Genomic DNA, 23,399 nt, shown 5'->3' with positions numbered 1-23,399 from the left:
CGTTATTTCATACGTCACGATTGGATGCGTCTCAGGCCAGCAGGCTCTGCACCTCGCCACCCTGCTTTTCCAGATACTTGCGCATCTTCTGGAACGCCGCGGCCTCGATCTGGCGCACCCGCTCCTTCGACAGGCTCAACTCCTCGCCAAGGCTCTCCAGCGTCCGCGCTTCGTCCTGCAACTTGCGCTGCACGACGATGAACCGCTCGCGCTCGTTCAGCTTGGACATCGCACCGCCCAGCCAGTTGCGCAGCGCGCCGCGGTCATGGTCTTCCTCGACCAACTCGTCACCGCGCTTGCCGTCATCCTCGATGGTGTCGATCCATTCGCGGCCCTCATCCTCGGTCGATTGCGTCGCGTTCAGCGAAAAATCCGACCCGGACAGCCGGCCTTCCATCATTTCCACGTCGCGCAGCGGCACACCGACCTCGATCGCGATCATCTCGCGCATCTGGTGGCGATCCAGCGTCTCGCCCTTGGCCATGGATTCCCGCTCCAGCCGCGCCTGCACCCGGCGCATGTTGAAAAACAGCGATTTCTGACTGCTGGTCGAGCCAGTCCGCACCATTGACCAGTTCCGCATAACATAATCTTGAATACTGGCCTTGATCCACCACACCGCGTATGTCGAGAACCGCACGCCGCGATCCGGATCGAACTTGTCGGCGGCCTTCATCAGCCCAAGCCCGGCTTCCTGGATCAGGTCGTTCATCGGCGCGCCGTAGCGGCGGTATTTCGACGCCATCGAAATCGCCAAGCGCATATACGCGGTGATCAGTCGGTGCAGCGCCGCCTCGTCCCGCTGGTCGCGCCAGGCATAAGCCAGCGTCAGTTCGGTTTCGGCGTCAAGCAGTTCGGCCTTCATCGCCGCGCGTGACATGTTGGTGCTGAAATTGCCATCCAAGGCCATGGTGAAATACTCCCGGTCGCGATTTGAAAGCAGCTTTTTCGCCGTCTTTGGTGGTGGTACGCATCATCCCAACGCGCGGATCACGAAAAGGATGCAAAAAAAATGTTGCCAGGGCTCAGTATCGTTTTAGGAGGCATCGGATCGGGCAAGACGATCTTCGCCGAAGACCTGGTTCTCGGCACTGGCCGCACGCCCGTCGCTTTGGTGACCACCCCCCCTGACGATACCGGAATTCAGGCCACTCTCGACCGGCGTCAGGCCGCGCAAGCCGCTTGGCAAACCCGTCACGACCCGCTCGATATCGGCCGCACCCTCGCCGGAATCAGCGGCGACAGCGCCGTGCTCGTCGATGCGCTGCCGCTCTGGCTGGCCAACCGGGCCGAGGCCGGCCACGACCTGGCCGAGGCCGAAGCGGAGCTTATGGCCGGCCTCGCCCTCTGCGCTGCACCCGTGGTGATGATCACCCGGGCGCCCGAAATCAGCGAGGACGTCACGCTGCGCGCCGCCAGGGGCCGGCTGAACATTAAACTCGCAGCAACGGCCGGCCTCGTGGTCAACGTGATCGCCGGCCTGCCCCAGGTTCTGAAAGGCGACCTGCCGTGAAAACCCGGCTTTTCTGGGTCCGCCATGGCCCCACCCACGCGAAAGGCCTCGTCGGCTGGGCCGATCTGCCCGCCGACCTCTCGGACACCGCGCGCATCGCCCGCCTGGACGCCCACTTGCCGCGACAGGCCATGCTCGTGTCCTCCGACCTCAGCCGCGCCGCCGCCACCGCCGACACGCTGGCCGAAACCCGCACGCGCCTGCCCCACGATCCGGCGCTGCGCGAACTTCACTTCGGCGACTGGGACCTGCAGTCCCCCGACGACATCGAGGACCAGGCCCGCTACCGGGCCTTCTGGGACCACCCCGGCGAGGTGCGCCCACCCTCCGGCGAAACCTGGCCCGAGCTTGCCGCCCGCGTGGACGCCGCCACCGACGCGCTCATCGCCACTCATCCCGGCGCCGATCTGGTGATCGTGGCCCATCTTGGCGTCATCCTCACCCAGCTTCAGCGCGCCCTCGACCTCACCGCGACCGAGGCGTTCTCCCACAGTATCGCCCCCCTTTCGGTGACCGAGTTGCACCACGCCCCCTCCGGCTGGCACGTCGAAGGCATCGATCACACCCCGTGATGCACATGCGCACAAATGATCGCTTTGCGCCGCCTCGCGCCCGGCCTAACGTCGCGCCATGACATACGATCTCTTCATCGGCGACCGCACGTTCTCAAGCTGGTCCTTGCGCGGCTGGCTCATGCTGGAAAAATTCAGCCTGCCGCACCGAACCCACATGGTCGGGCTCTACGACAGCACCATGGCCGAAGACCTCAAGGATCTTGCCCCCGCCCGCCTCGTCCCGGTGATGCGTGACGCGAGTGGCATCGTCATCTTCGACAGCCTCGCCATGGCCGAAACCCTGGCCGAACGTCACCCCGACGCCGGTCTTTGGCCCGGGGATCCCGCCGCCCGCGCCCTCGCCCGCTCGATCACCGCCGAAATGCATTCCGACTTCTCCGCCCTGCGCGCCGACTGCTCGATGCAGCTTCGGCACCAGTGGCAGGGCTTCACACCGTCCGACGCCGTCAAGGCCGACCTCGCCCGTATCGAAACCCTGTGGGCCATCGCCCGCACCCGTCACGGCGCGGACGGCCCCTGGCTCTTCGGACGCTACAGTCTCGCCGACGCCTTCTACGCCCCCGTCGCCGCCCGCATCGCGGGCTACGCCCTGCCCGTGGGCAAGACCGCGCAAGCATATGTCGACACCACCCTCGCCGACACGTCCTTCCGCCAATGGCGCGCGCTCGGTCTCACGAAATCCTACGACCCTGTCCCCTATGACCAGCCGCTCGACCACACCCCATGGCCCGGCCCCCGCCCCGTCCCGGCCCGCACCGTCACCGATGGCAGACCCGAAAACACCGCCTGCCCCTATTCCGGCAAGCCCCCCACGCACCTGATGGAAACCGGCGGGCGGATCTTCGGCTTCTGCAACGCCACCTGCCGCGACAAGACCGTCGCCGACCCCGACGCCTGGCCCGCCTTCACTGCAATGCGCGACGCCGCGACCTGACCCGCCGCTTCCTCTGGCCAAAATATCCCCGCCGGAGGCTCCCGCATCCGCCAGCCGCGCCACCTCCGAAGCGGTTAACCATTCTTAAACCACTTGCGCGCTATCTGTTAACCATTCTCAAGGGAACGGAGTCCCCCATGGTCGCCCGCGCCTACACCGTCGCCTTCGAGGGCGTAGAGGCCCGCCAGGTCGAGGTGCAATGCGCCGTCACCCCCGGCGTTCCGGCCTTCTCGCTCGTGGGCCTGCCGGACAAGGCCGTGTCCGAGGCGCGCGACCGCGTCCGCACCGCGCTGTCGTCGATGGCCATCGCGCTGCCCTCCAAGCGCATCACCATCAACCTCTCGCCCGCCGACATGCCCAAGGAAGGCAGCCATTTCGACCTGCCCATCGCCCTCGCCCTGCTCGCCGCACTGGAAATCATCCCGCCCGACGCCGTCGAAGGCACGTGTTCCCTGGGCGAGCTCTCGCTAGACGGCTCCCTCATCCCCGTCATCGGCGCGCTTCCCGCCGCCATGGCCGCCGCCGAGGAAGAGCGCACGCTTCTCTGCCCCAAAGGCTCGGGCGCCGAGGCCGCCTGGGTCGGCGCCACGCAAGTCATCGGCGCCGCCACGCTCGCCGACGTGGTACGCCACTATACCGGCCAATCCCCCCTGCCGCCTGCCGAACCGGGCGAGGTCACGGCAGACGCCTCGGGCCGTGACTTGCGCGACGTCAAGGGCCAGGAACGCGCCAAGCGCGCGCTCGAAATCGCCGCCGCGGGACGGCACCACCTGATGATGGTCGGCACGCCCGGCTCGGGCAAATCCATGCTCGCGGCCCGCCTTCCCGGCATTCTGCCGCCCCTCACCGCGCCCGAGGCGCTGGAAACCTCCATGATCCATTCCCTCGCCGGCCTTCTCACCGAGGGCGGCATCAACCGCACGCGCCCCTTCCGCGAGCCGCATCACACCGCCTCCATGGCCGCCATCGTCGGCGGCGGGCGCCGCGCCGGCCCCGGCGAAATCAGCCTCGCCCACAACGGCGTCCTCTTCATGGACGAGTTTCCCGAATACCCCCGCGCCGTACTCGAAACCCTGCGACAACCGATCGAGACCGGCGAGGTCGTCGTCGCCCGCGCCAACGCCCATGTCCGCTACCCTTGCCGCTTCCTGCTCGTCGCCGCCGCCAACCCCTGCAAATGCGGCTACCTGCCCGACCCGGCCCGCGCCTGCGCCCGTGTGCCTCAGTGCGGCGAAGATTACATGTCCCGCATCTCCGGCCCCCTGATGGACCGCTTCGACCTGCGCATCGAGGTTCCCCCGGTCAGCTTCACCGATCTCGACCTGCCCCCCTCGGGCGACAGCTCCCTCGAGGTGGCCGAGCGGGTCGCGACGGCGCGGGCGGTGCAACAGGCCCGCTTTGCCGATCACGCCGACATGCGCCTCAATGCCGATGCCGAAGGCGAGGCCCTGGAAGAGATCGCGACGCCCGACGGCGAAGGCCGCGACCTTCTGAACACCGTGGCCGAACGCATGGGGCTTTCCGCACGCGGCTATCACCGCGTCCTGCGCGTCGCCCGCACCATCGCCGATCTCGATGGCTCGGACGATGTCCGCCGCCCCCACGTGGCCGAGGCCGTCAGCTATCGCCTTATGTCGATGAAAGAGACCTGATCCACTGCCCCAGGTCGGCCAGCGTCTTGCGCCCCTCGGGCAGAAGGTTATGGAAAATCGGCCAGACATGCGGCAAGTCGTGCTCGATGACCTCGGTCACCTCGACGCCCTCGCCCCGCAGATGCGCCGCCATGCGCTTGGTGTCATCCAACAGGATTTCCGTATCGCCCGCGCAGATCCAAACCGGCGCCGCGCCCTTGAAGGACGCGAACAAGGGCGACGCTTTCGGGTCCCGCGGGTCCGCCCCGTCCAGATACCAGTCGATCATCTCCTCCGCCCGTTCGGCGGGCAAAACCACCTCCGCCTTGGCATTCCGCTCCATGCTTTCGCCCGCAAAGGTCAGGTCCACCACAGGCGAAAGCGCAAAGCACCCTTTCGGCGGCGTCAGACCCGCCCGCGTCACCTCGGCCAGCACCGCCAGCGCCAGCGCTCCGCCCGCGCTGTCCCCGCCCAGCACCACGCCGCCAGGCCGGTCCATCACCGCGCTGTAGGCCGCCAGGCAATCCTCGAACGCACCGGGAAACGGCGTCTCCGGGGCCAGCCGGTATTTTACCAGTGCCGCCGGCGCGCCTGCCTCCTTCGACAGCCGCGCCAGCATGGCGCGATGCGTGCGCGGGCTGCCGAACACGAAGCCCCCGCCGTGGAAATAAAGGATCAGCGGCCCGTCCTCGCGCCCCACGCCCAGCGCCCAGGTCCAGTGCGCTCGGATATCTCCCAAGTCCGCATCGACAAAGGACGTCCCCCGCGGCGGATGAAAATAGAAGCGCGACTTGTTCTCGAAGGAATTGCGCAGATTGACCTTGCTGGCCCGGCGCATATGCGGCTTCTCGGTCCAGCGCAGCCACGCGTTCAGGACCCTGCGCATCACGCTCATGACCGTTTCGCCTCGATCGCATCCCAGATCTTGCCCGCCACGTTGATCCCGTCGAACCGCTCCAGCTCCTGGATCCCGGTGGGCGAGGTCACGTTGATCTCGGTCAGGTACTCCCCGATCACATCGATGCCGACGAAAATCTGCCCCGCCTCGCGCAGGCGCGGCCCGATGATGTCGCAGATCTCCCGGTCGCGATCACTCAAGCTGACCTTCTCGGGCCGCCCGCCCACATGCATGTTCGACCGCACCTCACCCTTGCCGGGCAAGCGGTTGATCGCGCCCACGGGCTCGCCATCCACCAGGATCACGCGCTTGTCGCCGTCCTTGATCTCGGGCAGGTATTTCTGGACTATGAGCGGCTCGCGACTGAACCCGGTGAACATCTCGTGCAGGCTCGACAGGTTTCGGTCGCTCTCGGGCAGGTGAAACACCCCCGCGCCGCCATTGCCGTAAAGCGGCTTCAGGATGACGTCGCCATGCTCGGCCTTGAAGGCGCGGATCGTTCCCAGATCACGTGCAATCGCGGTCGGCGGCATCAGCTCAGGGAAATCGAGGATCAACAGCTTTTCGGGAAAGTTACGCACCCAGAACGGATCATTCACCACCAGCGTCGTGTCCTTCACCCGCTCCAGCAGATGGGTGGTGGTGATGTAGAACATGTCGAACGGCGGATCCTGACGCAGCCAGACCACGTCGAACTCCGACAGGTCCGCAACCCGCTCCTCTGCCAGGCTGAAATGATCACCCTCCACCCGCTGCACCGTCAGCGGCCAGCCCCGCGCGGTGATCCGCCCCCGGTCATAGGCCAGATTGTCGGGCGTATAATAAAACAGCTCGTGGCCCCGCGCCTGCGCTTCTTCGGCCAGGCGAAAGCTGCTGTCCCCGTCAATGTCGATCTCATTGATCGGATCCATCTGAAAGGCGATTTTCATGGGCCATCCCCGTCTTGTGCTGCCCTCTACATGGGCCAAGCACCGACAGGGATCAATTCAGAAATGCCCGAGCGCGTTTTCCATCACCGTCACGATACCTTGCCCATCCATGACCGCGAGGTCAAAGCGCACCTCGCTAAGTTGACCATCAGGCGTCTGCCCAAGATATTCGGAGGCCGCCACATGAATGCGCTGCATCTGGGCCGGGCGCAGCAGCGACATCGCGCCTTCGACCGTATCCGACGCCTTCACCTCGCAGAACACGTAAACGCCGTTTTCGAGAAAAATCAGGTCGATCTCGCCCCCCTGTCCGCGCCACCGCGTTTCCAGTAGATCGGCGCCGCGACGGTCATAGTCCAGCGCGACCGATTTCTCGGCAGCCGCGCCCTTGTGATAGGCCCGTTGCCCGCGTTCCTTGCGCCTGCGCAGGATGGTGTCGCATGTCATTCCGGCCTTCCTTCCTTCATCTCACCCCGGCATCTCACACCAAAACAGCTAATTTTTCCCTAACCGCTCAACTCCAGCGCCCGCTGATACACGACCCGCCGTTTCAGCCCCAGCCGCGCCGCCACCGCATCGGCCGCATCTCGCACGCTCTGCGTCTCCAGCGCCGCGTTCAGTGCGGTGTCGAGGTCTTCCGCCGAGCCCGTTTCTGCCGCTCCGCGTTCGATCACCACAACGATCTCGCCTTTGACGGCCTGCGCTTCCAACCGCGCGGCCAGCTCGGCCAGCGTGCCCCGCAGCACCTCCTCGAATTTCTTCGTCAGCTCCCGGCACACCGCCGCCTGCCGTTCCTCGCCCAGCACCTCGGCCGCGTCGCGCAGCATCGCCGCCACCCGCTTGGGCGATTCGTAGAACACCAGCGTTCCGGGCACGCCCGCCACCTCCCGAAGTGCGGATTTCCGCTTGGATCCGCCCGAGGGCAGGAAGCCCGCGAAAAAGAACCTGTCGGTCGGCAATCCCGCCACCGTCAGCGCCGTCACGACCGCCGACGGCCCCGGCGCCGAGATCAGCGCATGCCCCTCCGCCACCGCCGCGCGGGCCAGATCATACCCTGGATCGGCCACCATCGGCGTGCCCGCCTCGGACGCGTAAACCACTGATTTGCCGCTCTCCAGCGCCGCCATCAGGCGCGGGCGGGCGCGGTCGCCATTGTGGTCGTGATAGGACACGAGCGGCCTGTCGTTCAGTTTCAACCCGTGGATTTCCATCAGTCGCCGCAGGCTGCGCGTGTCCTCGGCGGCCAGCACGTCGGCCTCTGCAAGGATGTCGAGCGTGCGCAGCGTGATGTCCCGCGCCGCCCCGATCGGGGTCGCCACCAGGTACAGTCCGGGCGCAAGGCTCTGCTTGTCGGGATTCATCACTGGACCCGCCTCTCTGGACGTCTATTATCGTGGCCAACTGCGCCGTCCGTCCGGACCGCGCGAAAGAAGGAGTTCGTACCCCGATGTTTGCCGTTTTCGATGCCGTCCGCAAGCCGTTCCACAGACTTGCCCTTTTGGCCACAATCCTGCTGCTCGCGGCCTGTGACGCCGGGATCCCGATCGGCGGTGGCGACAGCGGCCAGCGGATCGACCCGGGCGCCGCCGTGCCGGTCGCCCTGCTGGTGCCGCACGGCGCGGCCAACCCGAACGAACAGCGCCTCGCGCGCGACCTCGAAAACGCCGCCCGCATGGCCGTGGCGGACCTTTCCGGCGTCAATATCGACCTGCGCGTCTATGGCACCGCCGGAAACGCGGGCAAGGCCCAGCAGGCGGCGCTCAATGCCGCTGCCGACGGCGCCAAGATCATTGTGGGCCCGCTGCACGCCGAATCCGCCAACGCCGTCGCCGTCGCGATGGCGCCCAAGAACATCAACGTGCTGGCCTTCTCCAACAATCCGACCATCGCGGGCGGCAACCTGCTGATCCTCGGCCAGACCTTCCAGGATACCGCCAATCGCCTGACCGGCTATGCCGTCAGCCAGGGCAAGCGCCGCATCATGACGGTGCATTCGCGCAACCTTGCCGGGGAACTGGGACGCGACGCGATCGCCCAGGCCATTCGCGCCAACGGCGCCACATCGGCCGGCGTGGTGAACTATGAATTCTCGCAAGGCGGTGTCGTGGGCGCCGTCCCGGCGATCAAGGAAAACGCCCAGACCAACAGCGCCGACGCGATCTTCCTGACCGCCAATTCCGCCGGCGCGCTGCCGCTCTTTTCTCAGATGCTGCCCGAGGCGGGGCTGTCCCCGGCCGAGATGCAGTATATCGGCCTTGCCCGCTGGGACGAACCGGCCCAGACCCGTACGCTGCCGGGCGTTCAGGGCGGCTGGTTCGCCATTCCCGACCCGCAGCGCGCCAACCAGTTCAAATCGCGCTTCCAGGCGGCCAATGGCAACGCACCGCATGATCTTGCCGGTCTCAGCTATGATGCCATCGCCGCCATCGGGGCGCTGACCAGCTCCGGCCGGGCCGATGCCCTGTCGCGCTCCCGCCTGACGCAGTCGTCGGGCTTCAAGGGTGTCAACGGCATCTTCCGCTTCCTGCCCAATGGCACGACCCAACGCGGCCTTGCCGTGGCCACCATCCGTAACCAGCAGGTCGTGGTGCTGTCGCCCGCGCCCGCCAGCTTCGGTCGCGCGGGTCTCTGATCCCGCGCCGCCGGCCCACGCCATGAAAGACACGCTGACGCCGCCGGACGCGCTGATCTGTCCGGCCGAGGTCATTTTCAACCAGGACGCCGTGCAGGCCCGCATCGACGCCGTGCGCGAGGCCGACCCGTCGGACACCGCAGCCCTGCGCCGCGAGACGGTGACCGCGACACGCGAGGCGATGACAGAGGGCTATGCGGCCATCGCCGAGGCGCTTCTGCAGACGCCCTTCGCCGCGCGCGAGGCGACGCGCGCCTACACCTGGCTGACCGACTGCGCCGTGATGACCGCCCTGCAAGTGGCCAGCCGCCACCTGCACCCCCTGCCAAACCCCACCGAATCCGAGCGCCTGACGGTCTTTGCCGTGGGTGGCTATGGCCGGGGCGAAATGGCCCCCTTCTCGGACGTCGACCTGCTCTTTCTGACGCCCTACAAGATGACCGCTTGGGCCGAGAGCGTGATCGAAAGCACGCTCTACATGCTGTGGGACCTCAAGCTGAAGGTCGGTCATGCCAGCCGCACGATCCGCGAATGCATCCGCCTCGGCACCGACGATTTCACCATCCGCACCACGCTGCTGGAAAAGCGTCTGCTTTACGGCGACGATAGGCTGGCGGGCGATCTAGACCACCGCCTGCGCAACGATCTCTTCAAGGGGACCGAACGCGAATTCGTCGAGGCCAAGCTGGAAGAGCGCGACGCCCGCCACGAAAAGCAGGGCGAACGTTACATGGTCGAGCCCAACGTCAAAGAGGGCAAGGGCGGCCTGCGCGACCTGCAATCGCTGTTCTGGATTTCCAAGTACCTCTACCACGTCGACAAGGCGTCCGACCTCGTGGATCACGGTCTTTTCATGGAGGACGAGTTCGAAACCTTCCTCAAGGCCGAGAACTTCCTCTGGGCCACCCGCTGTCACCTGCACCTCGTCACCAACCGCGCGACCGAACAACTGACCTTCGACCTTCAGGTCGAGGTGGCCGAGCGCATGGGCTACAAGGACCGCGCCGGGCGCCGCGCGGTCGAGGTGTTCATGCAGGAGTATTTCCGCCACGCCACCGCCGTCGGCGATTTGACCCGCATCTTCCTGACCAAGCTGGAAGCGGCCCATGTGAAATCCGAACCGCTCCTGCAACGCCTTTTCACCCGCAAGCGCAAGCTCAAGACCGGCTACAAGGAGGTCCACGGTCGCCTGGCCATCGTGGATGAGGCGGACTTCCTGTCGGACCCGCTCAACCTTTTGCGCGTGTTCGAGGAAGGCCTGCGCACCGGCCTGCTGATCCACCCGGACGCGATGCGGCTTGTCACCGCCAATCTCGACCTCATCACCGACGGCTTCCGGGAAAGCCCCGAGGCCCGCAAGCTCTTCCTCGGCCTGCTGCTGAAGCACGGCAATCCCGAACGGGCGCTGCGCCGTATGAACGAGCTTGGCGTGCTGTCGGCCTTCATCCCCGAATTCGAGCCGATCAGGGCCATGATGCAGTTCAACATGTATCACAGCTACACGGTGGACGAGCACACCATCCAGTGCGTCAGCCAGCTTTCCAAGATCGAGCGGAAGGAACTGACCGAGGACCTGCCCATCGCGTCCTCGATCCTCGACGCCGGCGTGAACCGCAAGGTGCTCTACGTCGCCATGCTGCTGCACGACATCGGCAAGGGCCGGGACGAGGATCATTCCATTCTCGGCGCCCGGATCGCCCGCAAGGTGGCCCCCCGGCTGGGGCTGAAACCCAAGGAGGTCGACACGGTCGAATGGCTGGTGCGCTATCACCTGCTGATGTCCGACATGGCCCAGAAACGCGACATCGCCGACCCGCGCACCGTGCGCGATTTCGCCAAGGCGGTGCAGACCCGCGAACGGCTCGACCTTCTCTGCGTGCTGACCGTCTGCGACATTCGCGGCGTAGGGCCGAACACGTGGAACAACTGGAAGGCCTCGCTCATCCGCGCGCTCTACCGCCAGACGCGCCGCGCCATGGAAGGCGGGCTCGAAGCGCTCAACCGCGAACAGCGCGGCACCGACGCCAAGCGCAACCTGCGCGAGGCGCTCACCGACTGGGACGCGAAGGCCCTCAAGACCGAGCTGGAGCGCCACTACCCGCCCTACTGGCAGGGCCTGCACGTCACCGCGCACGAGGATTTCGCCCTCCTGCTGCGCGGCATTTCCGAGAACGAGGTGCGCATCCAGCTCACCCCGGACGAGGACCGCGACGCCACCCGCGTGTGCTTTGCGCTGGCCGACCACCCCGGCATCTTCAGCCGCATGTGCGGCGCGCTGGCGCTGGTGGGCGCCAACGTGGTCGACGCCCGCACCTATACCACCAAGGACGGCTATGCCACGGCGGCGTTCTGGATCCAGGATTCCGACGGCAGCCCCTACGAGGCCGACCGCCTGCCGCGCCTGACCCAGATGATCCACAAGACCCTCGGGGGCGAGGTCATCACCGGCGACGCGATGCAATCGCGCGACAAGATCAAGAAACGCGAACGCGCCTTCCGCGTGCCCACCCATATCACCTTCGACAACGAAGGCTCGGAAATCTACACGATCATCGAGGTCGACACCCGCGACCGCCCCGGCCTGCTCTATGACCTGACGCGCACGCTCAGCAACGGCAACGTCTACATCAATTCCGCCGTCATCGCGACCTATGGCGAACAGGTGGTCGACACGTTCTACGTCAAGGACATGTTCGGCCTGAAATTCTATTCCCCCGCCAAGCAGCGGGCGCTGGAACGCAAGCTGCGCGAGGCGATCTCGGACGGCGTCGAACAGGCGATCAGCTGAGGCGAGGCGCGGGCGTCTGCTGCGCTGAAAGCGGGCGTGAAACTGCAGGCCCTTGTCTTGAATAAGGTGCGACGAATGGCGGTTGTGCGGACGAAGCGGACGGTGGGGTGATAGGGGCCGCGCATCGAAGGGCCGCGACGCGGCGATCCTGCAGTTGTTCTACAGCACTTTATCCCTGCCAAATCCGAAAGACTTTCGAGCCAAGCACCCGGCCTCACCAAATCGCCGTGCCGTGGGTGCGGCCCGGCGATGCGCGGCGGCGCGGCAAGCCGCGCCTCGATCCCGCGCGGGGCGCTGTCTTTCGACCGTCCGCCATGCGCAACGAAGCGTAGTTTCTCTGCGACGGCACCAACGTCTGCTTCGGGTTGCCACCTTCCCGAAAGCACTTGAATGGCGAGCGCCGGCCGACGTGTTCAGCCCTCGACTTCGTTTCTGGCAATTCGGCGTTTTTACTCATATCCTACCCCTATTCTCAGGAGACATTTCATGGCCCAGTTTCCCGTCAACACTCATCGCCTCGACCCCTACAAAAACTTCAAGTTCCGTGTAAAATGGGATGGCCGTTTCGTTGCAGGTGTCAGCAAGGTCAGTGCGCTCAAACGCTCGACCGAGGTTCTCAGTCTCCGCGAAGGCGGCGCCCTCAGCCGCCCCCTCCGCTCCCCCGGCAAAACCGCTTATGAACCCATCACGCTGGAGCGCGGCATCACGCACGACACCGCGTTCGAGGATTGGGCCAATCAGGTCTTCACCCTGCAAGGTGATGCGGCAGTCTCGCTCAAGGACATGCGCAAGGATATCCAGGTCGAGCTCTACAATCTCTCCGGACAGCTCGTCATTCGCTACAACGTTTTCCGCGCTTGGGTATCGGACTACGAGGCACTCCCCGAGTTGGACAGCCAAGGCGAGGCCATGGCCGCGATCGAACGCATAACCCTGCAACATGAAGGGTGGGAGCGTGACAGGGACGTCACTGAACCGACTGAGACCTGAGGCCGCGCCGAATGCGCGGCGACGGCTCGATCCGGTCCTTCGTCGCGAGCTGCCTGAAGGTCGCCAATGCGGACTTTGCTTCCGTTCACGACGGAGGCCTTCTTCAGCCCCTGGGGTGGCGTTCCGACGGCAATTCTGAAGCGCTTAATGCCTGCCAGATACATCCTCGGAATGATCGTTGCGCCCAGCCTCAGCCAAGTCGCCAGCCCGAGGGAGGGGCTGACGATGGCCGGGCCGCTTCGCGGCTGTTAATCGGCTGGGTGCTCAGCACCGATGTCTCACAAGAGCTCGAAGCGGTCACTGCACTCCAAGTCCATTGCAGGGTCTCGCGGGCCCCATTTCCTGCACAGGAAATGGCTGTGGAAATACGTATTTTCACACCCGGAATTTTCGAAAATTCCGGTCCGCGCCACGTCACCCCTCCGGCGGCAAATCCACCCGCTCGCCCCGCCGTGGCGGGTCGATCTGCGCGCCGGTGACTGTCCGGGCAAAGTCATGCCCCGCATGCACCGCCGCCGCGATGGTGCCCGGGCAATAGCAGTCCCCGATCCGCGTCACCGCCTTGATCCCCGCCGCATCCCAGTCGGCCTCGTGCTCCTTAAGATTGGTCCAAAGCGCATCGTTCGGCACCCGCGACGTCACCGGCACCAGCGTGGCGCAGGGGATCTGCCGCCGCGCATCCGAGTAGACGCAGGCCAGTTCCAGCGTGCTGCCGTCGCCCTCCGCCACCTTGTGCAGCGCAATGATCGTCACCCCCAGCTCGATCAACCGCGCCTGGATGCGCTCCTGCTCCAGCGTGTTCGTCGTCCACGGCGCCACAACCGCTTCGGGCGTCACGAAGACCACCTCGCGGCCCGTCTGCACGGCAAGCTCGGCCAGCACGTTGCCAAGGTAATACCCGTCATCGTCATAGATCACGATCGGCCCCGTGGCCCCGTCCTGCTCCAGCCCGCCCTGCATAGCACTTTCGGGCGACAGCACCGGCAAGGCCCCGAACGCCGCGACCGACAGGCGGTGCGTGCGCCCCACGCCATCCAGCCGCCAGCTGGCCCCGGTGGCCAGCACCACCCGCCCGATCCCGTAGTCCAAAATATCCGACGCGCTCAGCCGGCTTTGCAGGTAGAGATCGGCCGCATCCTTCTGCTGCAACTGCCACAGCCGCCAGTCCCGCACTCGACCCCATTCCGCCAGCCCCGGCAAGGCGCTTTCGATGGCCACACGCCCGCCCCAGGCGTCACTGGCCTCGGCCAACACCGCCTCGTGGCCCGCCTGAACCAGCCCGCGCGCCGCCTCCATGCCCGCAGGTCCGCCGCCCACGATCAGGAACCGCTCCGACGCAACCTTGTCGCCGGTCATCACCTCCGGGTGCCAGCCGCGCCGCCATTCCTCGCCCACCGTCGGGTTCTGCGTGCAGCGCATCGGCATCAACAGCTGATCGCCCGACACGCAGATATTGCACCCGATACACTCGCGGATCTCCTCCAGCCGCCCGTCCCGGATCTTGTTCGGCAGGAACGGGTCGGCAATCGACGGCCGCGCCGCGCCAATCAAATCCAGATGTCCCGATTTCACCAGCCGCACCATCGTGTCGGGCGAAGTGTACCGGCCCACACCCACCACCGGCTTCGTCGTCACGGATTTCACAAAGGCCGTGTAAGGCTCCTGGTACCCTTCCTTGGCAAAGCGCGACGTCTGGCTGTCATTCGACCAGTCCGAGATGTTGACGTCCCACAGGTCCGGCTCCTCGGCCAGCGCCGCGATGATGTCGCGCCCCTCGACCTCGTGCCGCAGCCCGTCCGCGCCCATCAACTCGTCCACCGCCAGTCGCACCGCGATGGCACAACTGTCGCCCACGGCCTCCTTCGTATCGGCCAGCACCTCGCGGAACAGCCGCAGCCGGTTCTCGAAACTGCCGCCATATTCGTCGCTCCGGTGATTGTGCCGCGCCAGCAGGAAATGCTGCAGCAGCGTCATGTCATGCCCTGCATAGACATAGATGATGTCGAACCCCGCCCGTTTCGCCCGCTTTGCCGCGTCCACATGCCAGCGCCGGAACGCCTTGATATCGGCCTTGTCCATGCCCCGCGCCTGCCACGGATCGCCCCAGTCGCTGGGCGTCGGGGACGGCGCAAGGATCGGCTGCCGCGCATACCGCCCGGTGGCGTGAAACCCGTTATGCGCCAGCTGGATCGCCGCGAGGCTACCATGCGCCTGCACGGCCTCCGCCATCAGTTGCAGCGCCGGGATATCCCCGTCATCCCACAACCGCCCCTCGTTGGCCGGCGTCAGGTCGGAACTGGGATGGATCTCGGTCTCTTGCGTCGAGACCACGCCCCAGCCCCCCTCGGCCTTCACGCCTCGGTGCGCCGCCTCGGCCTGGGGATAGCGAAAGCCCATGCCGGTGCAATGCGGCACCTGGTAGAACCGGTTGCGCGTGGTCTTGGGCCCGATCTGCACCGGTTCGAACAGGATGTCATAGGGCGAGGTCGTCATCGGCGGCACCTTCCGGTCGGGGTGGGGTTGCCCGACGCTATCACCCTCGTTGCGGGACGCCAGACCTCAATACGCGGCAAACGCACCGCGCGGTCACGTCACGAATGCCCGCGCCACGACACGCGAAAATTCCACCGTCGCAAAACCACCCGAATACCGACGCGATACCGACATGCGAAATCAGCGGAAACAGGGCGTTAATCTGCGATTCGGCCAACAGGCACGCATTCCCGCACTTCCCCCGCCCCCGGCAATCGGCTAATGCTCTTGAAAACAAGGCAGACGCAGGCACCGCACATGAAACCCATCCGCCTCCTCTCCGGCGTCCTGACCGTGGGCGTCTGGACCCTGGCCAGCCGGATCCTGGGCTTCGTGCGCGACGTCATCATCGCCAACCTCATCGGCCCCGGCGTGCTGATGGACGCCTATGTCGCCGCCTTCCGCCTGCCCAACATGTTCCGCCGCTTCTTTGCCGAGGGCGCGTTCAACGCGGCGTTTGTCCCGATGTTTTCCAAGCGGCTGGAGGCGGACGAGGACCCCATCGGCTTTGCCCGGCTGGCGCTTTCCGGCCTCAGTTTCGTTTTGCTGATCCTGACCGCGCTGGCGATGATCTTCATGCCCGTTCTGGTCTACGCCACCGCCGAAGGATACTACGGCGATCCGCGCTTCGACATCACCGTCGATTACGCGCGCATCACCTTTCCCTACATCTTCTTCATCTCGCTTGCGGCCTTGTTTTCCGGCGTTCTCAACGCCGCCGGGCGCTTCGCCGCCGCCGCCGCTGCGCCCGTCATCCTGAACGTTCTGCTGGTCGGCGCCATGGCGATCACACATTACATGGGCGGCCCCGTGGCCGACGCGCTGATCTGGACGATCCCTTTCGCCGGCGTGGCGCAACTGGCGCTCGTCTGGATCGCTGCCGACCGTGCAGGCATGGCAATACGGCCCACCCGCCCTCGCTGGACGCCCGAGATGTCCAAGCTGGTGCGCGTCGCCGTGCCTGCGGCCCTTGCCGGCGGCGTGGTACAGGTCAACCTCGTGGTGGGTCAGCTCGTCGCCTCCAGCACCGAAAGCGCCGTCAGCTGGCTCTACGCCGCCGACCGCCTCTACCAGCTGCCCCTGGGTGTCGTCGGCATCGCCGTCGGCATCGTCCTGCTGCCCGACCTGTCGCGCCGGTTGAAGGCCGAGGATCACGAGGGCGCCCGCCACGCATATTCCCGCGCCGCCGAGATCTCATTGGCGCTGACCGTGCCCTGTGCCGTGGCGCTGATGGTGATCCCCCTGCCGCTGGTGTCGGTCCTGTTCGAGCGTGGCAAGTTCGACGCCGACGACACCGCCGCCACCGCGCTCGCGGTGATGATCTATGGCCTCGGCCTGCCCGCCTTCGTGCTGCAAAAGGTGCTGCAACCGCTGTTCTTCGCGCGGTCGGACACGAAGAAACCGTTTCACTACGCCCTCGTGGCCATGGTGGTGAATGCCGTTCTGGCCGTGGGGCTGGCACAGGTCGTGGGCTGGTGGGCCGCGGCCATCGCCGCCACGGCGGCGGGCTGGGTCATGGTCTGGCTTCTGCTGCGCGGTGCACGGGGCTATGGCGAGGTGGCGCGCTTCGACGACCGCTTCCGCCGCCGCATCTGGCGCATCCTGCTGGCCTCGGTCCTGCTGGGCGTCGTCCTGTGGGGGCTGCAAGTGCTGATGACGCCGTTCTTCGGGCTGGGCGGCTGGCGCTGGCTGGCACTGCTGATCCTGATCGGGCTTGGCAGCCTTGCCTATTTCGGCCTCGGCCAGCTTCTGGGCGCGTTCCGCATCTCGGAATTCCGCGACGCGGTGCGCCGCTAGAGAACGTCGCGCAAAACTGGGCACCGGTTTTGCGCTCCCCGGACGTGCGCTCTAACGCCGCTGCAGCTTCTGCCGCAGCCGCCTCATCCCGCCGGGCAGCAGAAGAAAGGACAAAAAGAACCCGCCCACAAAGCCGCCAATATCGGCCACCCATGTGAAATTGTTGCCGTAAAGCAGCCCGAAGACCAGCTGCAGCCCCAACAGAACGCCGATCATCACGAAAGCCCGCATCTGGTTTTCGCCCATCGCGCCCAGTTGCAGCCAGACAAGGCAGGTAAAGCCGCCGATCAGGCCATAGACGCCGGGGAAACCCCCTATTAACCCCGGCCCGTCAGGATAGATCAGGCCAAAGACCAGCGCGCCGAAGATGGATGAAGCGAAAAATAAAATCGCCACCGCCCATCCGGCCATGCGCTCGGCCACGAATTTGCCGATGGCCAGCGTCATCACGATGGCGAAAACCGCCTGCAACAGGCTGGCATGAACGAAGGGATAGGTGACGAAGCGGATAAGATAATCAATTCTTAACTGACCGGTCTCCAGCATCCAGGTCATCGCCCGGTTGGAAAACCCGAACTGCTGGATGGTCGATATGCGCCAGCCGATCGCCTCGGGCCCGCCCGCCATACCGCGCGCGCCCAATTGGAACACCGCCTCGGCGGCGGCCATGGCGGCGACGATGGCCAGCACCAGCGGCGGGATCGGGTTGACCGGGCTGTCGCCGGGACCTGTGGCTCGGGGGTCGGACATCGGTGTGGCCTCCTTGACGGCTGTTGGCCGCAGCAGTAAGCGAGGCGGACACAAATTTCCAGACGGAGTCCGCCATGGCCGAGGCCAGCTTCACCCCCCGCGTCTTCTCGGGCATTCAGCCGTCCGGCAACCTGCATCTGGGCAATTACCTCGGTGCGCTGAAACGCTTTGCCGACAGCCAGGACAGCGGGGTCGAGTCGATCTTCTGCATGGTCGACATGCACGCCATCACCGTCTGGCAGGACCCCGAGGCCCTGCGCCGCGCCACCCGCGAGCTGACCGCGGGATTCATCGCGTCGGGCGTCGATCCGGCGCGGTCGATCCTGTTCAACCAAAGTCAGGTTTCGGCCCATGCCGAGCTTGCCTGGATCTTCAACTGCGTCGCCCGCATGGGCTGGATGAAGCGGATGACCCAGTGGAAGGACAAGGCCGGCAAGAACCAGGAAAATGCGTCGCTGGGTCTGTTTGCGTACCCCGCACTGATGGCCGCCGACATCCTGACCTACCACGCCACCCATGTGCCGGTGGGCGAGGACCAGAAGCAGCACCTGGAGCTGACACGCGACATTGCGATCAAGTTCAACAACGATTTCGAGGTCGATTTCTTTCCCATAACCGAGCCGGTAATCGAAGGGGCCGCCACCCGCGTCATGAGCCTGCGGGACGGGTCCAAGAAGATGTCGAAATCCGATCCCTCGGACATGAGCCGGATCAACCTGACCGACGATGCCGACACGATCTCCAAGAAGATCCGCAAGGCCAAGACCGACCCCGAACCCCTGCCGTCCGAGGCCAAAGGGCTGGAGGACCGCGCAGAGGCCCGCAACCTGGTGAACATCTACGCCGCCCTCAACGACCAAAGCGTCGATGCCGTGATGCGCGACGTGGGCGGGCAGCAATTCGGCACCTTCAAGCCCGCGCTGGCCGAGCTCGCAGTGGAAAAGCTGGCGCCCATTTCCCAAGAGATGGCCCGCCTGATGCAGGACACCGCCGAGATCGACCGCATCCTGTCTGACGGCGCCGGAAAGGCCCGCGAGATCGCCGCGCCGATCCTCAAGCGCACCAAGGATATCGTCGGGATGGTCGGCGCCTGACCCGATCGAGTGGCTGCGCCACGCTCGATTGGCAGGAATGAGGGGCGCTGCCCCTCAAACACCCCGGAGTATTTGCGGCAAGAAAAAGCCTCTGCATTCTCGCACGATCTTTGCGTCCCCGCGCGGAATTGCGCAATGCGTTCATCTGGCCCATCTCTGGCGCAAGCAAGAAAGGGTCAGACCATGACAGTCACAACACATCCCGAAACCCGCATCGGCCACGTGCATCTGCGCGTGTCGGACCTCGAACGTGCCATCGCCTTCTATTCCGGCGTTCTGGGCTTAGAGCTTCAGCAGCGCTACGGTACCGAGGCCGCATTTCTGTCCGCAGGCGGCTACCACCATCACATCGGCCTGAACACCTGGGAGAGCAAGGGCGGCACACCTCCGCCTCCGGGGCATACGGGCCTGTACCACACGGCATTTCTCTACCCCGATCGCACCGCATTGGCCCAGGCATTGAAACGCGTACTGGAGGCGGGCATCGCGCTGGAAGGCGCCGCCGATCATGGCGTCAGCGAGGCGGTCTACCTGTCCGACCCCGACGGCAACGGCGTCGAGCTTTACCGTGACCGCACGCCCGAAGACTGGCCGCGCGACGCCGAAGGCAACCTCAAGATGGCCAACAGCCGGCTGGATATCGAGGCGCTGCTGGCCGAAGCCGGCTGACGCCTCTGGACCCTTTGCGCTGGCAGGCTTAGGGTCCGCGCGAAAGGGAGGCGACCATGGCCACAGGCAGCAACATCCGGACCTATTTCGACGGCGCTTGGCATGACGGGGATATCCCGGTGATGCGCGCCGCCGATCACGGCATGTGGCTGGGTTCCAACGTCTTCGACGGGGCTCGGTTCGCGCACGGCCTGACGCCGGATCTGGACCGGCACTGCGCCCGGGTGAACGCCTCGGCAGAGGCGCTGATGGTCACGCCGACCGTGTCGGCGCAAGAGATGGTCGAAATCGTGCGAGACGGGCTGACCGCCTACGCCCCTGACGCGGCGGTCTACATCCGGCCCATGTACTGGGCGATCGAGGGCGGCATGTCGGCCATCGTGCCCAAGGACGGTGGCGCCACCGGCTTTGCCATCAGCCTCGAGGAAATCCCGATGGCCGCGCCCGAGCATTCCGCCACGATCACCCGGACGCGCTTTCGCCGCCCGGTGCTGGAGGACGCGGTGGTCAACGCCAAGGCCGCCTGCCTTTACCCCAACAACGCCCGGATGCTGGCCGAGGCGAAATCCAAGGGCTTCACCAACGCGCTGGTGGCCGACGCGCTTGGCAACGTGGCCGAGGCCGCCACCGCCAACGCCTTTGCCGTCAAGGATGGCGAGGTCTTCACGCCCGTGCCCAATGGCACCTTCCTCGCCGGGATCACCCGCGCGCGGCATATCGAGAACCTGCGCGCCGACGGCGTGACCGTGCATGAATGCGTCATGTCCTTTGACGATTTCCACGACGCCGACGAGGTCTTCCTGTCGGGCAACATGATGAAGGTAACCTCGGTCACCGCGTTCGACGACACGAACTACCAGATCGGCCCGGTCACCCGCCGGGTGCGCGAAATGTACTGGGACTGGGCGGCCAGCGCCTGAGCCCCGCCCCTCAGGCTGCTGCGTCGTAGCTGGAGAACACCTCGGTGCTGCCGTCCCGCAGTATCAGGTGCACGTCATAGGCCTCGCGCCGGTCCTCCGGCCCCATCCCCGGCGAGCCATAGGGCATCCCCGGCACGGCAAGGCCCACCGCGTCGGGCTGTTCCTGAAGCAAACGGCGGATATCGGCGGGCGGCACGTGACCTTCGATCATGTACCCGTCGACCTTGGCCGTGTGGCACGAGATCATCTGCTGCGGAATGCCGTTGTCGATCTTGTAGCGCGACAGGATCGTGCCGAACGCATCCTCGCTGGTCACGGCAAAGCCGTCCTCCTGCAATATCACCATCCACGCGCCGCAGCACCCACAGTTGGGGTCTTTCATCACGTGGATGGCGGGGCCGGATTGCGCCAGACCGGCGAGCGGGGCCGTGGCCACCAGACCGGCGGCACTGGCGATAAGGTTGCGTCGGGTCAGCATAGGCGTTCTCCTTGCAAGCTAGGTTAGAGGGGAGTCTGGACAGGATCACTACCAGTCGTCAACCACCCGCCCCCGCAACCGGCGTCACAACCGGGTGACCCGTGCCGCCGCCTCTTAACGCAGCGTCGGACGTGACATTCACGGCTGACGTGACCATGGTGCGCGTCAACCTACGTTTTGATCCGAACGTCCCCCGGGAGGCCGCACATGACCCAATATCCCCACCTGCTCGCCCCGCTCGACCTGGGCCACGTCACGCTGAAGAACCGCGTGCTGATGGGCTCGATGCATACCGGGCTGGAAGAGACCAAGGACTGGAACCGCGTGGCCGAATTCTATGCCGCCCGCGCGCACGGCGGGGTCTCGCTGATGGTCACCGGTGGCATGGCGCCCAATCGCGAGGGCGGTGTCTTTCCCGGCGCGGCGGGTCTCTTCAACGATCAGGACATCGCCAACCACAAGGTGGTGACCGACCGGGTGCATGACGCGGGCGGGCTGATCGCCATGCAGATCCTGCACGCGGGCCGCTACGCGTATGGCCCCGAATGCGTCGCTCCCTCGCCCATCAAGTCGCCCATCTCGCCCTTCCCGCCCAAGGAACTGGACGAAGACGGCATCGAGAAACAGATCGCCGACATCGTCACCGCCGCCGCCCGCGCCCGCGAGGCGGGTTATGACGGGGTCGAGATCATGGGCTCCGAGGGGTATTTCATCAACCAGTTCCTCGTCCGCCACACCAATAAGCGCGAGGACCGCTGGGGCGGGTCCTACGAGAACCGGATGCGCCTGCCACTGGAAATCGTGCGCCGCGTGCGCGAGGCCGTCGGCCCCGATTTCATCCTGATCTACCGCCTGTCGATGATCGACCTCGTCCCCGAAGGCTCGACCTTCGACGAGGTGGTGCAATTGGCGAAAGAGGTCGAAAAGGCCGGGGCCAGCATTATCAACACCGGCATCGGCTGGCACGAAGCGCGTGTTCCCACCATTGTCACCTCCGTTCCTCGCGCGGCCTTTACCTGGGTCACGAAAAAGCTGATGGGCCACGTGGGCATCCCGGTCATCACCTCGAACCGGATCAACACGCCGCAGGTGGCCGAGGACGTGCTGGCCCAAGGCTGCGCCGACATGGTGTCTATGGCCCGCCCCTTCCTGGCCGATGCGGAGTTCGTCAAGAAGGCCGTCGAAGGCCGCGCCGACACCATTGCGCCCTGCATCGCCTGCAACCAGGCCTGCCTCGATCACACCTTCTCGGGCAAGATCTCATCCTGCCTCGTGAACCCGCGCGCCTGTTATGAAACCGAGTTGCCGATCACGCCCACCGACGCGCCCAAGACCGTCGCCATCGTCGGCGCCGGGCCTGCGGGGCTCTCAACGGCCATCACGGCAGCCCAGCGCGGCCATGACGTGACGCTCTTCGACCGCGATGACCAGATCGGCGGGCAACTCAACATGGCCAAGCAGATCCCGGGCAAGGAAGAATTCTTCGGCCTCGTCGACTGGTACGCCACCATGCTGAAGGAAACCGGCGTCACCGTGAAGCTGGGTCATGACGTGCCGGCCGACGACCTGACCGGCTTTGACGAGGTGGTCATCGCCACCGGCGTCCTGCCCCGCGACCCGGAAATCGAAGGTCAGGAGGGCGACAACACGCTCAGCTACATCGACGTGCTGAAACACAAGAAACCGGCGGGCAAGCGCGTGGCCATAATAGGCGCGGGTGGCATTGGCTTCGACGTGGCCGAGTTTCTTGTCCACGAAGGCGAAAGCCCGACCGAGAATTTGGAAGAATGGAAAGAGGAATGGGGCGTCGGCGACCCGGCCAAAACCCCCGGCGGCCTTGCCCCCGAAGGCCCGCAGCCGGATGCGCCCGCCCGCGCTGTCACACTCTTGCAGCGCAAATACGAACGCGTTGGCAAGCGGCTGGGCAAGACAACCGGCTGGATTCACCGGGCGTCACTGCGCATGAAGGATGTCGAGATGGTCGGCGGGGTTAACTATGAGCGTATCGAACCCGCCGGGCTTGTCCTCTCAAACGGCGAAGGCCGCGAAGACCCGCGCACGCTCGAAGTCGACACCATCGTCCTTTGCGCGGGTCAGGTCAGCGAGCGCAGCCTTGCAGACGCGCTGGAGGCCAATGGCATCACCTGTCACGTGATCGGCGGCGCGGATGTTGCGGCGGAACTCGATGCCAAGCGCGCCATCGACCAGGGCACCCGGCTGGCGGCAACGCTCTAGGTCTTGCCGCCGCCAAAGCACGGCCCTAGTTTCG

General features: G+C 65.7%; 20 protein-coding genes. 12 read left to right on the top strand and 8 right to left on the bottom strand.

Annotated features, from left to right (window positions below; genetic code table 11):
* Positions 1-31: 31 nt before the first annotated feature.
* Positions 32-910, bottom strand: coding sequence for an RNA polymerase factor sigma-32 (locus FIU86_RS02175; RefSeq protein WP_152473578.1), 879 nt, complete (start codon positions 908-910; stop codon positions 32-34).
* Positions 911-1,012: 102 nt separating this feature from the next.
* Here FIU86_RS02175 and FIU86_RS02170 point away from each other — a divergent pair, with 102 nt between their 5' ends.
* The 4 genes from FIU86_RS02170 (at position 1,013) to FIU86_RS02155 (ending at position 4,674) form a co-directional block, all read left to right on the top strand.
* Positions 1,013-1,513, top strand: a complete 501-nt coding sequence (locus FIU86_RS02170; RefSeq protein WP_152473577.1) for a bifunctional adenosylcobinamide kinase/adenosylcobinamide-phosphate guanylyltransferase — start codon at positions 1,013-1,015, stop codon at positions 1,511-1,513.
* Positions 1,510-2,085: a histidine phosphatase family protein gene (locus FIU86_RS02165; RefSeq protein ID WP_152473576.1), complete on the top strand. Its 576-nt coding sequence runs from the start codon at positions 1,510-1,512 to the stop codon at positions 2,083-2,085. Before FIU86_RS02170 ends, FIU86_RS02165 begins: the two co-directional genes overlap by 4 nt.
* A 58-nt stretch (positions 2,086-2,143) precedes the next feature.
* Positions 2,144-3,022: a glutathione S-transferase gene (locus FIU86_RS02160; RefSeq protein WP_152473575.1), complete on the top strand. Its 879-nt coding sequence runs from the start codon at positions 2,144-2,146 to the stop codon at positions 3,020-3,022.
* A 137-nt stretch (positions 3,023-3,159) separates the two neighbouring features.
* Positions 3,160-4,674: a YifB family Mg chelatase-like AAA ATPase gene (locus FIU86_RS02155; RefSeq protein ID WP_152473574.1), complete on the top strand. Its 1,515-nt coding sequence runs from the start codon at positions 3,160-3,162 to the stop codon at positions 4,672-4,674.
* Here FIU86_RS02155 and FIU86_RS02150 read toward each other — a convergent pair.
* The 4 genes from FIU86_RS02150 to rsmI are packed head-to-tail and all read right to left on the bottom strand — an operon-like array spanning position 4,652 to position 7,841.
* Positions 4,652-5,548, bottom strand: a complete 897-nt coding sequence (locus FIU86_RS02150) for an alpha/beta hydrolase (protein ID WP_152473573.1) — start codon at positions 5,546-5,548, stop codon at positions 4,652-4,654. The genes FIU86_RS02155 and FIU86_RS02150 overlap by 23 nt on opposite strands.
* A complete protein-coding gene (gshB, locus tag FIU86_RS02145; protein WP_152473572.1) occupies positions 5,545-6,480 on the bottom strand; it encodes a glutathione synthase in 936 nt (311 codons plus the stop codon). Before gshB ends, FIU86_RS02150 begins: the two co-directional genes overlap by 4 nt.
* A 57-nt stretch (positions 6,481-6,537) precedes the next feature.
* Positions 6,538-6,927: a YraN family protein gene (locus FIU86_RS02140; RefSeq protein WP_152473571.1), complete on the bottom strand. Its 390-nt coding sequence runs from the start codon at positions 6,925-6,927 to the stop codon at positions 6,538-6,540.
* A 59-nt stretch (positions 6,928-6,986) separates the two neighbouring features.
* Complete coding sequence (rsmI, locus tag FIU86_RS02135) at positions 6,987-7,841, bottom strand: 16S rRNA (cytidine(1402)-2'-O)-methyltransferase (protein WP_152473570.1); 855 nt, start codon at positions 7,839-7,841, stop codon at positions 6,987-6,989.
* A gap of 86 nt (positions 7,842-7,927) precedes the next feature.
* Between rsmI and FIU86_RS02130 the strand changes: the two genes are divergently transcribed.
* The 3 genes from FIU86_RS02130 to FIU86_RS02120 all read left to right on the top strand — a co-directional run bounded on the left by FIU86_RS02130 (position 7,928) and on the right by FIU86_RS02120 (position 12,890).
* Positions 7,928-9,112: a penicillin-binding protein activator gene (locus FIU86_RS02130; RefSeq protein ID WP_152473569.1), complete on the top strand. Its 1,185-nt coding sequence runs from the start codon at positions 7,928-7,930 to the stop codon at positions 9,110-9,112.
* Positions 9,113-9,134: 22 nt separating this feature from the next.
* Positions 9,135-11,900 (top strand): [protein-PII] uridylyltransferase, encoded by a 2,766-nt coding sequence (locus FIU86_RS02125; protein ID WP_152473568.1) that lies wholly within the window; start codon positions 9,135-9,137, stop codon positions 11,898-11,900.
* Positions 11,901-12,386: 486 nt separating this feature from the next.
* A complete protein-coding gene (locus FIU86_RS02120; protein ID WP_152473567.1) occupies positions 12,387-12,890 on the top strand; it encodes a phage tail protein in 504 nt (167 codons plus the stop codon).
* A gap of 414 nt (positions 12,891-13,304) precedes the next feature.
* Here the strand turns inward: FIU86_RS02120 and FIU86_RS02115 are convergent, their stop codons facing one another.
* Positions 13,305-15,383, bottom strand: a complete 2,079-nt coding sequence (locus FIU86_RS02115) for an FAD-dependent oxidoreductase (RefSeq protein ID WP_152473566.1) — start codon at positions 15,381-15,383, stop codon at positions 13,305-13,307.
* 297 nt (positions 15,384-15,680) lie between these two features.
* Between FIU86_RS02115 and murJ the strand changes: the two genes are divergently transcribed.
* Positions 15,681-17,219, top strand: coding sequence for a murein biosynthesis integral membrane protein MurJ (gene murJ, locus FIU86_RS02110; RefSeq protein ID WP_152473565.1), 1,539 nt, complete (start codon positions 15,681-15,683; stop codon positions 17,217-17,219).
* 51 nt (positions 17,220-17,270) lie between these two features.
* On the opposite strand, the gene FIU86_RS02105 is transcribed toward murJ, so the two are convergent.
* A complete protein-coding gene (locus FIU86_RS02105; protein WP_152473564.1) occupies positions 17,271-17,969 on the bottom strand; it encodes a rhomboid family intramembrane serine protease in 699 nt (232 codons plus the stop codon).
* A gap of 74 nt (positions 17,970-18,043) precedes the next feature.
* Here FIU86_RS02105 and trpS point away from each other — a divergent pair, with 74 nt between their 5' ends.
* The 3 genes from trpS (at position 18,044) to FIU86_RS02090 (ending at position 20,652) form a co-directional block, all read left to right on the top strand.
* Positions 18,044-19,063 carry a tryptophan--tRNA ligase gene (gene trpS / locus FIU86_RS02100; protein ID WP_152473563.1) on the top strand — a complete coding sequence of 340 codons (1,020 nt, stop codon included), beginning with the start codon at positions 18,044-18,046 and terminating at the stop codon, positions 19,061-19,063.
* 183 nt (positions 19,064-19,246) lie between these two features.
* Positions 19,247-19,732 (top strand): VOC family protein, encoded by a 486-nt coding sequence (locus FIU86_RS02095; RefSeq protein WP_152473562.1) that lies wholly within the window; start codon positions 19,247-19,249, stop codon positions 19,730-19,732.
* A 56-nt stretch (positions 19,733-19,788) separates the two neighbouring features.
* Positions 19,789-20,652, top strand: coding sequence for a branched-chain amino acid aminotransferase (locus tag FIU86_RS02090; RefSeq protein ID WP_152473561.1), 864 nt, complete (start codon positions 19,789-19,791; stop codon positions 20,650-20,652).
* Positions 20,653-20,662: 10 nt separating this feature from the next.
* On the opposite strand, the gene FIU86_RS02085 is transcribed toward FIU86_RS02090, so the two are convergent.
* On the bottom strand, positions 20,663-21,130 hold the full coding sequence (locus FIU86_RS02085) for a DUF411 domain-containing protein (protein WP_152473560.1): 468 nt from the start codon (positions 21,128-21,130) through the stop codon (positions 20,663-20,665).
* A gap of 207 nt (positions 21,131-21,337) precedes the next feature.
* On the opposite strand from FIU86_RS02085, the gene FIU86_RS02080 reads away from it, so the two are divergent.
* The gene (locus FIU86_RS02080; protein WP_152473559.1) at positions 21,338-23,365 is read left to right on the top strand and encodes an NADPH-dependent 2,4-dienoyl-CoA reductase; all 2,028 of its coding nucleotides are present in this window, start codon (positions 21,338-21,340) and stop codon (positions 23,363-23,365) included.
* Positions 23,366-23,399: the final 34 nt, after the last annotated feature.

This window comes from Roseovarius sp. THAF9, from assembly GCF_009363715.1.
GTDB lineage: Bacteria > Pseudomonadota > Alphaproteobacteria > Rhodobacterales > Rhodobacteraceae > Roseovarius.
Note: the sequence above shows the minus strand (reverse complement) of the source record. Positions and strands in the feature narration are given on the sequence as shown.

What these genes read in the sequence shown, in the direction of transcription:
- rsmI (WP_152473570.1), bottom strand. Translation starts at nt 7,841, where the DNA reads ATGAATCCCGACAAGCAGAGCCTTGCGCCCGGACTGTACCTGGTGGCG.
- FIU86_RS02175 (WP_152473578.1), bottom strand. Translation starts at nt 910, where the DNA reads ATGGCCTTGGATGGCAATTTCAGCACCAACATGTCACGCGCGGCGATG.
- FIU86_RS02160 (WP_152473575.1), top strand. Translation starts at nt 2,144, where the DNA reads ATGACATACGATCTCTTCATCGGCGACCGCACGTTCTCAAGCTGGTCC.
- FIU86_RS02085 (WP_152473560.1), bottom strand. Translation starts at nt 21,130, where the DNA reads ATGCTGACCCGACGCAACCTTATCGCCAGTGCCGCCGGTCTGGTGGCC.
- murJ (WP_152473565.1), top strand. Translation starts at nt 15,681, where the DNA reads ATGAAACCCATCCGCCTCCTCTCCGGCGTCCTGACCGTGGGCGTCTGG.
- FIU86_RS02120 (WP_152473567.1), top strand. Translation starts at nt 12,387, where the DNA reads ATGGCCCAGTTTCCCGTCAACACTCATCGCCTCGACCCCTACAAAAAC.
- trpS (WP_152473563.1), top strand. Translation starts at nt 18,044, where the DNA reads ATGGCCGAGGCCAGCTTCACCCCCCGCGTCTTCTCGGGCATTCAGCCG.
- FIU86_RS02105 (WP_152473564.1), bottom strand. Translation starts at nt 17,969, where the DNA reads ATGTCCGACCCCCGAGCCACAGGTCCCGGCGACAGCCCGGTCAACCCG.
- FIU86_RS02155 (WP_152473574.1), top strand. Translation starts at nt 3,160, where the DNA reads ATGGTCGCCCGCGCCTACACCGTCGCCTTCGAGGGCGTAGAGGCCCGC.
- FIU86_RS02080 (WP_152473559.1), top strand. Translation starts at nt 21,338, where the DNA reads ATGACCCAATATCCCCACCTGCTCGCCCCGCTCGACCTGGGCCACGTC.
- FIU86_RS02170 (WP_152473577.1), top strand. Translation starts at nt 1,013, where the DNA reads ATGTTGCCAGGGCTCAGTATCGTTTTAGGAGGCATCGGATCGGGCAAG.
- FIU86_RS02130 (WP_152473569.1), top strand. Translation starts at nt 7,928, where the DNA reads ATGTTTGCCGTTTTCGATGCCGTCCGCAAGCCGTTCCACAGACTTGCC.
- FIU86_RS02125 (WP_152473568.1), top strand. Translation starts at nt 9,135, where the DNA reads ATGAAAGACACGCTGACGCCGCCGGACGCGCTGATCTGTCCGGCCGAG.
- FIU86_RS02150 (WP_152473573.1), bottom strand. Translation starts at nt 5,548, where the DNA reads ATGAGCGTGATGCGCAGGGTCCTGAACGCGTGGCTGCGCTGGACCGAG.
- FIU86_RS02090 (WP_152473561.1), top strand. Translation starts at nt 19,789, where the DNA reads ATGGCCACAGGCAGCAACATCCGGACCTATTTCGACGGCGCTTGGCAT.
- FIU86_RS02115 (WP_152473566.1), bottom strand. Translation starts at nt 15,383, where the DNA reads ATGACGACCTCGCCCTATGACATCCTGTTCGAACCGGTGCAGATCGGG.
- gshB (WP_152473572.1), bottom strand. Translation starts at nt 6,480, where the DNA reads ATGAAAATCGCCTTTCAGATGGATCCGATCAATGAGATCGACATTGAC.
- FIU86_RS02140 (WP_152473571.1), bottom strand. Translation starts at nt 6,927, where the DNA reads ATGACATGCGACACCATCCTGCGCAGGCGCAAGGAACGCGGGCAACGG.
- FIU86_RS02095 (WP_152473562.1), top strand. Translation starts at nt 19,247, where the DNA reads ATGACAGTCACAACACATCCCGAAACCCGCATCGGCCACGTGCATCTG.